This is a genomic window from Kitasatospora sp. MBT66 (genome assembly GCF_000710405.2).
GTDB lineage: Bacteria > Actinomycetota > Actinomycetes > Streptomycetales > Streptomycetaceae > Kitasatospora > Kitasatospora purpeofusca.
In genome coordinates this window covers 516,464-525,661 of record NZ_JAIY01000006.1, presented here as the reverse complement: position 1 = coordinate 525,661, position 9,198 = coordinate 516,464, and the positions used below count along the sequence as shown (strand labels likewise).

At 75.0% G+C, this 9,198-nt stretch carries 8 protein-coding genes; 6 read left to right on the top strand and 2 right to left on the bottom strand.

The features are described from left to right. Window positions 1-398: 398 nt before the first annotated feature. Window positions 399-902, top strand: coding sequence for an SsgA family sporulation/cell division regulator (locus BI06_RS46320; RefSeq protein ID WP_157855300.1), 504 nt, complete (start codon window positions 399-401; stop codon window positions 900-902). 104 nt (window positions 903-1,006) lie between these two features. Here the strand turns inward: BI06_RS46320 and BI06_RS14850 are convergent, their stop codons facing one another. Then, the gene (locus BI06_RS14850; protein ID WP_051741062.1) at window positions 1,007-2,509 is read right to left on the bottom strand and encodes a GAF domain-containing protein; all 1,503 of its coding nucleotides are present in this window, start codon (window positions 2,507-2,509) and stop codon (window positions 1,007-1,009) included. A gap of 473 nt (window positions 2,510-2,982) precedes the next feature. Between BI06_RS14850 and BI06_RS14845 the strand changes: the two genes are divergently transcribed. From BI06_RS14845 to BI06_RS14830, 4 genes are all read left to right on the top strand, one after another. After that, entirely contained in the window at window positions 2,983-3,735 is a 753-nt protein-coding gene (locus tag BI06_RS14845) for a phosphatase PAP2 family protein (RefSeq protein ID WP_369826122.1), read from the top strand. 246 nt (window positions 3,736-3,981) lie between these two features. Then, window positions 3,982-4,494: a pyridoxamine 5'-phosphate oxidase family protein gene (locus BI06_RS14840; RefSeq protein WP_149030379.1), complete on the top strand. Its 513-nt coding sequence runs from the start codon at window positions 3,982-3,984 to the stop codon at window positions 4,492-4,494. Window positions 4,495-4,630: 136 nt separating this feature from the next. Continuing rightward, the gene (locus tag BI06_RS14835; protein ID WP_043468534.1) at window positions 4,631-5,752 is read left to right on the top strand and encodes a TIGR03364 family FAD-dependent oxidoreductase; all 1,122 of its coding nucleotides are present in this window, start codon (window positions 4,631-4,633) and stop codon (window positions 5,750-5,752) included. Window positions 5,753-5,788: 36 nt separating this feature from the next. Then, entirely contained in the window at window positions 5,789-6,472 is a 684-nt protein-coding gene (locus BI06_RS14830; RefSeq protein ID WP_030394920.1) for a phosphonatase-like hydrolase, read from the top strand. 60 nt (window positions 6,473-6,532) lie between these two features. Here BI06_RS14830 and BI06_RS14825 read toward each other — a convergent pair whose 3' ends face one another. Next, window positions 6,533-7,198, bottom strand: coding sequence for an HAD family hydrolase (locus BI06_RS14825; protein ID WP_369826121.1), 666 nt, complete (start codon window positions 7,196-7,198; stop codon window positions 6,533-6,535). A 497-nt stretch (window positions 7,199-7,695) separates the two neighbouring features. Between BI06_RS14825 and BI06_RS14820 the strand changes: the two genes are divergently transcribed. Continuing rightward, window positions 7,696-9,123, top strand: a complete 1,428-nt coding sequence (locus BI06_RS14820; protein WP_030394918.1) for a sulfatase — start codon at window positions 7,696-7,698, stop codon at window positions 9,121-9,123. The last annotated feature ends 75 nt before the right edge of the window (window positions 9,124-9,198 follow it).

The window sequence follows — 9,198 nt, the reverse complement described above, 5'->3', positions numbered from 1 at the left end:
CCGGTGCCGCCGACCGGGCGGACGGCCGCCGGGCCGGCCCGGTGCGGTCGGTCCGACCGGGATCCGGTCGGGGGGCGTCGTCCGGGACGCGTCCGGGCCCGGCCCGAGCATCCCCCCCGGGGCCGCGCGTGCGGAGTCCGCCGGGTGCGCGCGCGGGCGTGCGCCGGCAGGGGGACGAGCGTAGCAGCGGGTACCCGGGCGGTGGCCAGAGTCCGGACCGAATGGATCAAATCCGTGGACAACCCTTCGCCCAGCAGAAGTTGACGGTCCGTCTGACAAGGCCGGTAAGGGACCCCGGGAGCGTTCGGGGATTATTGCAACCCCCTTGCAACCCTTGCCGGTCCGTCGCGCGGTGGCGCAGTCTGGAGGGCATTCCACGCCGTCCCGGAGAGACCGTCATGCCGCCCGACCCGCTGCCAGCACCCTCCAGTGCCCCTCTCGCCGCTACCCCCACGGGCGGCGAAGAGGCAGGCTCCACCGCCGCTCCGGCGGCGGTGGAGGAGGTGCTGTCCCTGCGGATCTCGCTGGGCGAGGAGGTGGTCGGAGAGGTCCGTACGCGGTTCCGGTTCGACGCCGCGCGCCCGTACGAGGTGCTGCTGACGTTCCATCTGGGGCGGCCGGACGAGGCCGACTGGGTGTTCTCGCGCGAACTGCTGCGCGACGGCCTGCGCTCGTTGAGCGGTCAGGGCGACGTCAAGCTGTGGCCGGCCTACTGTCCGTGCCACGGCTCGACGTTGCACCTGGCGCTGGAATCGCCGCACGGCAGCGCCCTGCTGGAGGTCTCCATGCCGAAGGTCCGGGCGTGGCTGGACCGGACGTACGCGCTTGTCTCGGAGGAGGCGGAGCGGGCCCACGGGCCGAGCGACGCCGAGCTGACCGAGCTGCTGTCCGGCGGCCGCTGAGCCCGGGGCGGGTGCCCCGGGCCGACGGACGGTGCCCGGACGGGCGGTGCTCGGGCCGACGGACGGCGACCGGACCCGGCGGTGGGCTCGGGCCGGCGGTGGGCTCAGGCCAGCGGGAGCCGGCCGGTGCGCGGAGTCAGCGCTCCCGGTAACGGCGGGGGGCCGGGGAGCCGGACGGTGCCGCCCGCGAGCCCCGCGCGGAGCCTGCGTACGGCCGGGCCCGAGGAGGACGGCAGCAGGTCGTACGGGTCCTCCGGTCCGGCCACGCCGACCAGGACCGATTCGGCGAAGCGGTACGGCCGGTGGGCCAGCAGGCCGCCCAGGTGGCGGCGGAGCCGGGACAGCTCGGCCCGCACCGTGACCGTCCTGGCGGGGTCCCCGAACAGCGCGTCGGCCAGCTGGGCCGCGCTGAGGCCGTTCCGTTCGGTGGCGAGCAGGAGCAGCAGTTCGGCGTGACGGGGGCTGAGCGAGTGCGACCAGCTGCCGGCCGCGCCGTGCACCGACAGCGCCGGGCTGCCCGGCCGGCGCAGGTCGAGCCGGACCCGGGCGCCCTCGGCCTGCTCGGCGAGCAGTCCGCCGAGGCCGCCGGGCCCGTCGGGAGTTCCGGGGCCGTCGGGGCCGTGCGGGCCCGCGGGGTCTCCGGCCGGGGCCGGGGCGGTGCTCCGGAGCGGGACCGGGCGGACCAGCCAGCCGTCGGCGAGCGGCTCGATCACGCACTCGCCCAGGCTGGGCAGCCAGTGCACGGCGGCGGTGCTCCAGCCCTCGGCGGGCAGTCGCAGCCGGGCCGGTGGCGGCAGGCCCGCCGCCGCGGCGGTCCAGCCGGCCGCGTCGACGACCAGGGCGGGCCCGTTCACCCGGGCCAGCATCGGGGCGGCGAGGGTGCGAAGGTGGTGCAGCGATTCGAGGCGGCGGGCGCGCAGCTCGGTCTCGGCGAGCTTGGCGGCGGTGGCGGTCAGCTGGAGCAGGTAGGGGCGGACGGAGTGGGCCGGGCCGCTGAGGTTGATCGCGCCGATCAGCCGGCCGGTGCCGGGGTCGTGCACGGGGGCGGCGACGCAGGTCCAGGAGTGGTGGCTGCGCAGGTAGTGCTCGGCGGAGTGGACCTGCATCGGCCGCTGGGCGCGCAGGGCGGCGGCGATCCCGTTGGTGCCGACGCTCTCCTCGATCCACCGGGCGCCGGTGAGGAAGCCGATCCGGTCGGCGCTGCGGCGCAGGCCGCGCTCGCCCTCCTGCCAGAGGATGTGGCCGTCCGCGTCGGCGATGGCGAGGATCAGCGGGGGCTGGCCGGACTGTTCGAGCAGGGTGCCGCGGAGGACGGGGAGCAGCGGGTCGAGGCCGCTGGTGCGGCGGCGGTGCTCGATCTCGGCGGGGCCGAGGTGGACGGCGGCGGCGCCCGCGTCCGGGTCGAGGCCGAGGCGGCGCAGGCGTTCCCAGGAGTCGCCGATCTCGGGGCGGGGCTGGGACAGCGGCGGGTCGTCGGGGGTGGTGTCGCGGGCGGCGGCGCGGGCGGCGGCCTCGGCGAGGGCGCGCTCGTGGACCTTGGCGAGCTCCGCCGCGGTCTGCGGAGTACGACGTTCGGGTCGTCGGGTCTGCCGTCCTGGCTGCCGCACTCGGTTCGCTCCTCGCCGCCGTTCGAGGGCGCGCCGGGGCCGACGCGCTGACGAAAGAGTACGGGCGCCACCCGTTCCTGGGGATGGGGTCTGCCAACTCGGAATACCCGGCGGTATGAGAGTGGACATGCCAATGACCGCGAGTGTCCGGCCGGGGGTGGGAAGGGGTGTGGCGAGGGGCCGGGAGCGGTGGGCCGGTGCCCGGTTCCGGAGCGGCCGAGGTGGGCTGCGGCAAGCGGGCGCGCGGGGCCTGCGGGGTGCGCGCCCGGCGCACGGGTGCGTGGCAGGGGCGCGTGTCCGAATGCTGGTCACGGCGGCCGGTGCGGGGGCGGACGGCGGTCCGGCTCGGGCGCGCCCGATATCGACCGTAGTCCGATGGCGATCGCCGTTCTGGTAGTAGTTGTCCTCATGCTCCCGATTGTTTGCAGAGTGTTCGGTCATCGGCCTGCCCGCCGTCACACCGGTGCCGACCGGTGACGGCAGCGGTCCCGGCCCCGGCCCCGGTGTACGAGGCCGCGGCACAGGAGGCGGCGCTGCGAGGGCTGCCGGCGCACGGCCTTCCGGTGCACGAGCTGGCCGTGTACGACGGCAGCGGCATCTCCGGCGGCCTGTACGGCCGGGTGGTCGGCTGGGCGGACGCCGCGCCGCACTGGCTCGACCGGCTGGTCGAGCTCTGGTCGCTGCTCGGCCTCGGGCTCTTCGCGCTGCTGATGCTCGCCGCCTGGTGGCGGGCGCGCGACGGCGGGCCGGCGGTGATGGCCCGGGTGCTGGTCTCGGCACCGGTCGTGCTGCTCGCCTACGTGGTGAACTCCGGCTTCAAGGGGCTGGTGGAGGAGGTCCGGCCGTGCGCGCAGCTGCGGGTGCGGGACACCCTGGAGAGCTGCCCCGGTCCCGGTGACTGGTCCTTCCCGAGCAACCACACCGTGATCGCCTTCGCGGCGGCCGCCGCGCTGTTCCTGGCCGACCGGCGGATCGGCGCGGTCGCCGTCGTGGCCGCCGTGCTGATGGGCGCCTCCCGGGTCTGGGTCGGGGTGCACTATCCGCACGACGTGCTGGTGGGGGCGGTGGTCGGCGTGCTGGTGGCGGTGCCGCTGGTGCTCGCGGCCGGCCGGGCCGGGCCGCTGGTGGCGCACGCCCGCTCCGGTCCGCTGCGGCCGCTGCTGGGCGCGGGGGCCGCAGCGGCGGTCGCCGGGCCGGGCCGGCCGGTCGGGGCGCGGCGGGACTGAGCGGGACTGAGCGGGACCGGGCGGGGTCCGGCCGCACCGGTCGGCGCCCGGCGGTACCGGTCGGCACTCGGCGGTACCGGGCAGTACGGAACCGGCAGGCCGGACGCTGTCCCGACCCTTGTGCGGCAGGGGTGCCGGGGAAGAGCATGTGAGCCGGGCGCGGCGGCCCCCGACGGGGGCACCCGCCCGGCTCAGTCGTGCCAGGGCGCCGCGCGCCGGGCGTGCCAGTGGAGGGAAGTGCTGCTCATGCCGTACCGACTCGACATCACCCAGGGGGACTGGCCGGCCGAGGAGCTCGGCAAGGGCGTCGAGGGCCTGCTGGCCGAGGCGATGGTGCTCACCCTGGCGACGGCCGGCCACGAGCACGGCCCGCACGCCAACCTCGCCTTCTTCGCCTACGACGACGACCTCGTCCTCTACTTCGTCAGCGAGCGCTCCACCCGGCACAGCCACCACCTGGCCGAGGAGGCCCGGGCGGCGGCCACCGTGTTCCTGCCGCCGCCGGTCTTCGGCGAGCAGCTGCGCGGACTCCAGCTGACCGGCAGTGCGGGCGAGGCGTGGGGGCGGCAGGCCGAGTCGGCGCTGGCCGCGTACCAGGGGCGGTACCCGGCCTTCGCGCAGGACGAGGAGGTGCGGCGGCAGTTCCTGACCGGTGGCGGGGCGGCGGCGCTGTACCGGTTCCAGGTGGAGGGGCTGACGGCGGTGGACGAGCCGAAGTTCGGCCGGCGGAACTACCTGCGGGCGGCCGTGCGGCGCTGATCCCGGCCGGGGCGTCCGTCCGGGTGTCGTCGCGGGCCCGGGCGGCGCCATGTTGGCTGTACAACTTTTCGGTCGGTTCATCTGCGGTCCGCCGCTCGGACTCCCCTCGGACACCTGGCGGCACCAGCCTGGCCGCATGAGAGTCATCGTCGTAGGAGCAGGCGTGCTGGGCACCATGCACGCCTGGCAGGCCGTCGAGCGCGGCCACGAGGTCGTCCACCTGGAGCGCGAGGCCGAGGCGCGCGGCGCCTCGGTGCGCAACTTCGGCCTGGTCTGGGTCAGCGGCCGCGCGCAGGGCGAGGAACTGGACACCGCGCTGCGGGCCCGCGAGCTGTGGGAGCGGATCGGCGGGCAGGTCCCCGACCTCGGCTTCCGCGCCAACGGCTCGCTCACCGCGATCCGCACCGAGGCCGAACTCGCCGTCGCCGAGCAGGCGCTGACCCTGCCCGACGCCGCCGCGCGCGGCTACCGGCTGCTCGACGCCGAGCAGACCCGGGCCGCCAACCCCGCCCTGCGCGGCAAGCTGCTCGGCGCCCTGTGGTGCGAGCGGGACGCCGCGGTCGAGCCGCGCACCGCCCAGCCCGCGCTGCGCGCCGCCCTGACCGCCACCGGCCGGTACACCTTCCTGCCCGGGCGCGAGGTCCGCGACGTCGTCGGCGAGCACGCCGTCCGCGACGACCACGGCGACGTCCACACCGGTGACCTGGTGATCCTCTGCACCGGCGCCTGGCTGGGCGGCCTGGTCCGCGAGCTGGCGCCCGAGCTGCCGGTCCGCAAGGTGCGGCTGCAGATGATGCAGACCGACCCGCTGGACGAGCCGCTGACCACCTCGGTCGCCGACGGCGACTCCTTCCGCTACTACCCGGCCTTCGCCGGCGGCGCCCTGGACCACCTCCGCGAGGTCCAGCCGCAGCCGCCGGTCGCCGCCGAGCACAAGATGCAGCTGCTGATGGTCCAGCGCCGGGACGGCGGTCTGACCATCGGCGACACCCACGAGTACGACCACCCCTTCGGCTTCGACGTGGTCGAGGACCCGTACGACCACCTGGTCGGCGTGGCCGAGGAGCTGCTGGGCCGCCCGCTGCCCCGGGTCCGCCGCCGCTGGGCCGGCGTCTACGCGCAGTGCGTCGACACCACCCGGGTGGTCCACCGCGAGCGCGTCCGCGACGGCGTCTGGCTGGTCACCGGCCCCGGCGGCCGGGGCATGACCTGCTCGCCCGCGATCGCCGAGACCACCGCCGAACTCGCCGACCTGTAACTCCGCCCACCTGCAATCCCGTCGAAGGAATTGAACATGTCGAACGACATCCGCCTGGTCGTCCTGGACATGGCCGGCACCACCGTGGCCGACGACGGCCTGGTCGAGCGGGCCTTCGGGGCCGCCGCCGGCTCGCTCGGGGTCGAGACCGGCAGCGCCGAGCACGCCACCATGCTGGAGCACGTCCGCGCCACCATGGGCGAGTCCAAGATCTCGGTCTTCCGCCACCTGTTCGGCGAGGAGGAGAAGGCCCAGCGGGCCAACCTCGCCTTCGAGGCCGCGTACCACGACCTGGTCGACGCCGGCCACTGCGAGGCGCTGCCCGGCGCGGCCGAGGCCATCGCCGAACTCCGCGGCCAGGGCCGCAAGGTGGTCCTCACCACCGGCTTCTCCCGGTCCACCCAGGACCGCATCCTGGCCGCCCTCGGCTGGCAGGACATCGCCGACCTCACCCTCTGCCCGGCCGAGGCCGGCCGGGGCCGCCCCTACCCGGACCTCGCGCTCACCGCGCTGCTGCGCACCGGGACCGACTCGGTCCGGCAGATCGCGGTGGCCGGCGACACCGGCTACGACATGCTGACCGGCGTCCGGGCCGGCGCCCCGGTGGTCGCGGGCGTCCTCACCGGCGCCCACGACGAGCAGCGGCTGCGGGCCGACGGCGCGACCCACGTGCTGAAGTCCGTCGCCGAGCTGCCGGCCCTGCTGGGACCGGTCGGCTGAGCCCGACCCGGGCGGAGCGCGACGCGAGGCGCGCCCCGCCCGGTACTGCTGCTCCCCGTTCTACGGCCCGACCGCGGCCAGTAGGGCGGGGAGTTCGCGCATGTCCTCGAAGACCACCGTGTCCGGGCCGGTCAGCCGGGCGGCGGGGGTGAGGCCGCCCGCGTAGCCGAAGGCGCGCATCCCGGCCGCGCGCGCGGCCAGGACGCCCGGGGCGCTGTCCTCGACGACGGCGCAGGCCGACGGCGGCACCCCCATCCGGTGCGCCGCGTGCAGGAAGAGGTCGGGGGCGGGCTTGCCCCGGGCGACCTCGGTGGCGCTGAAGATCCGGCCGGCGAACCGGTGGTGCAGCCCGGTCCGGCCCAGGGTGTGCGCCATCTTCTCGTGCGAGCCGCTGGACGCCACACAGGTCGGCAGGGTGATCGCGTCGAGGGCCTCCGGCAGGCCGTCGACCGGCTCCAGGCCGGCGTCCACCTCCTCGGCGTGCCGGCGCACGAACTCCGCCCACCAGCGGTCGGCGGTCTCCCGGCCGAGCCGCTCGGCGACCTGCTCGTCGATCGAGGCCATCGAGCGGCCGATGAAGCGCTCCACCACCTCCTCCTCGGTGAGCGGCCAGCCGAGTTCGGCGCCGAGGCCGATCTGAACCCGGGCGGCGATCCGCTCGCTGTCCACCAGGACGCCGTCGCAGTCGAAGATGACGAGCCGTATCGGCTCCACTGGAATGATCACCGTCGGAGGATAGCCGCGAGGGCCCGGGAGTCGGCCCGGGGAAACCTGCCGCCGGATCCCCGAAACGGCGCCGACACAAATGCGCCCGGGTATTGCCAGCGCTCGCCGGGAACTCCTAAAGTCGCACGCATGGCAGCTGGAGAGTTCCTGGCTGCTCGCCGGCACGTCGATTTCGGACGGCTCGCGAGCGCCCTCTGTACGGCCGCTCCGGCGTGAGCCGGCGGCGGTCCCCGGGCGGGTGAACGGGGACCGGCCGCAGCGCGTCGGACCTTCCCGGGGTGGCTCGCACCCGCACCGTTCGTGCAGGTCGGTGAGGTTCCCCGAGGTGTTCGCCGCGGATCTCCGGCGAGTCTCCGTACCCGTGAATTCAGTCCGGGGCGCGGGTGCGACGTCGCCTCGACCGGTGGTCCGCCTCCCGTGAACGAATTCCGGTGGCACCTGCGGGGAATTTCCCCGAACGGTGTTCCGGAATCATCGACCAGTATGGAGGCAAGGCAATGAGCGAGATCGGTGATTCGGAGCCGAACGGTAATTCCGCGATCGGTCGGCGGGGCTTCCTCGCCGGCGCCGCGGCCGTGGCGGCCACCGCCGCCGCCCCGGTGGCGCTCCAAACGGCGGCGGCCGCCCCGGCCGCCGCTGCCGGGGCCGGCCGGCCGAACATCCTGCTGATCGTCACCGACGACCAGCCCAAGCAGACCGAGTGGGCCACCCCGCAGACCGTGGACTGGATCGCCGGCCACGGCGTCCGCTTCACCCACGGCCACGTCACCACGCCGCTCTGCGCGCCCTCGCGGTCCTCGGTGTTCTCCGGCCGCTACGCCCACAACCACGGCGTGCGCAACAACGGCGCCTCGCACAGTCTGGACCAGCACACCACCGTCCAGCGCTACCTCCGGGAGGCCGGCTACCGCACCGGACTGTTCGGCAAGTACCTCAACTCCTGGACCCTGGCGGACAATCCGCCGCACTTCGAGGAGTGGGCGCTGCTCCAGCCCGCCTACAACGACGCCAGCTGGAACGTCAACGGCACCGTCCAGACCCTCCCCGGCTACACCACCAACATCGTCAAGAACCGCACCCTGGCCTTCCTCGACAAGGCCGCCACCGACTCCCGCCCGTGGTTCGCCTACGTCACCCCGTACGCCTCGCACGCGCCCAACGTGCCCGCTCCCAAGTACGCGGACACGGTCGTCCCGCCGTGGAACGGCCGCCCCTCGGTGCCCGAGGCCGACCGCAGCGACAAGCCCGGTTACATCCAGAACGCCACCTCCACCCTCGCCGACGGCCAGGCCGTGCGGACCAAGCAACTGCGCACCCTGCTCTCCGTCGACGACGCCGTGCAGGCGATCCACGACAAGCTGGTGGCCCTCGGGCAGCTGGACAACACCCTGGTCATCTACCTCGGCGACAACGGCTACACCTGGGCCGACCACGGCTGGCTGAAGAAGTCCGTGCCCTACTCCCCGGCGCACGAGGTGCCGTTCTACCTGTCCTGGCCGGCCGGCGGGCTCGGCGCGGGCACCAGCGACCACCGGATCGTCGCCAACATCGACGTCGCCCCGACCATCCTGGACGCCGCCGGGATCACCCCCGACACCCCGCAGGACGGGCACTCGCTGCTCACCGCGTACAGCAGGAACCACCTGCTGGTGGAGTGGTGGAAGCAGGGCACGGCGGCGGGCGGACCGCCCACCTGGTCCTCGTACGTGGCGGCGGACAAGCAGTACACCGAGTACTACGCGCTGCACACCGACGCCAACGGCACGGTGTCCGGGACGGGCGAGGTGAAGTTCCGCGAGTACTACGACCTCGCCGCCGACCCGTACCAGCTGACCAATCTGCTGTACCAGGCCACGCCGCAGCAGGAACAGGCGCTCGGCGTACCGGCGCTGGCGGCGCAGCTGGCGACCGACCGGGCCGCCTGACCCGGCACCCCGCACCCGGCGCCCAGCAGTTCGCACCCCGCACCCCGCACTCCACCGCGCCCGGGGCGGCGGTCG

Excerpts from the sequence above, each read along its gene's own strand:
- BI06_RS46320 (WP_157855300.1), top strand. The coding sequence starts at position 399 with ATGCCGCCCGACCCGCTGCCAGCACCCTCCAGTGCCCCTCTCGCCGCT.
- BI06_RS14840 (WP_149030379.1), top strand. The coding sequence starts at position 3,982 with ATGCCGTACCGACTCGACATCACCCAGGGGGACTGGCCGGCCGAGGAG.
- BI06_RS14835 (WP_043468534.1), top strand. The coding sequence starts at position 4,631 with ATGAGAGTCATCGTCGTAGGAGCAGGCGTGCTGGGCACCATGCACGCC.
- BI06_RS14830 (WP_030394920.1), top strand. The coding sequence starts at position 5,789 with ATGTCGAACGACATCCGCCTGGTCGTCCTGGACATGGCCGGCACCACC.
- BI06_RS14820 (WP_030394918.1), top strand. The coding sequence starts at position 7,696 with ATGAGCGAGATCGGTGATTCGGAGCCGAACGGTAATTCCGCGATCGGT.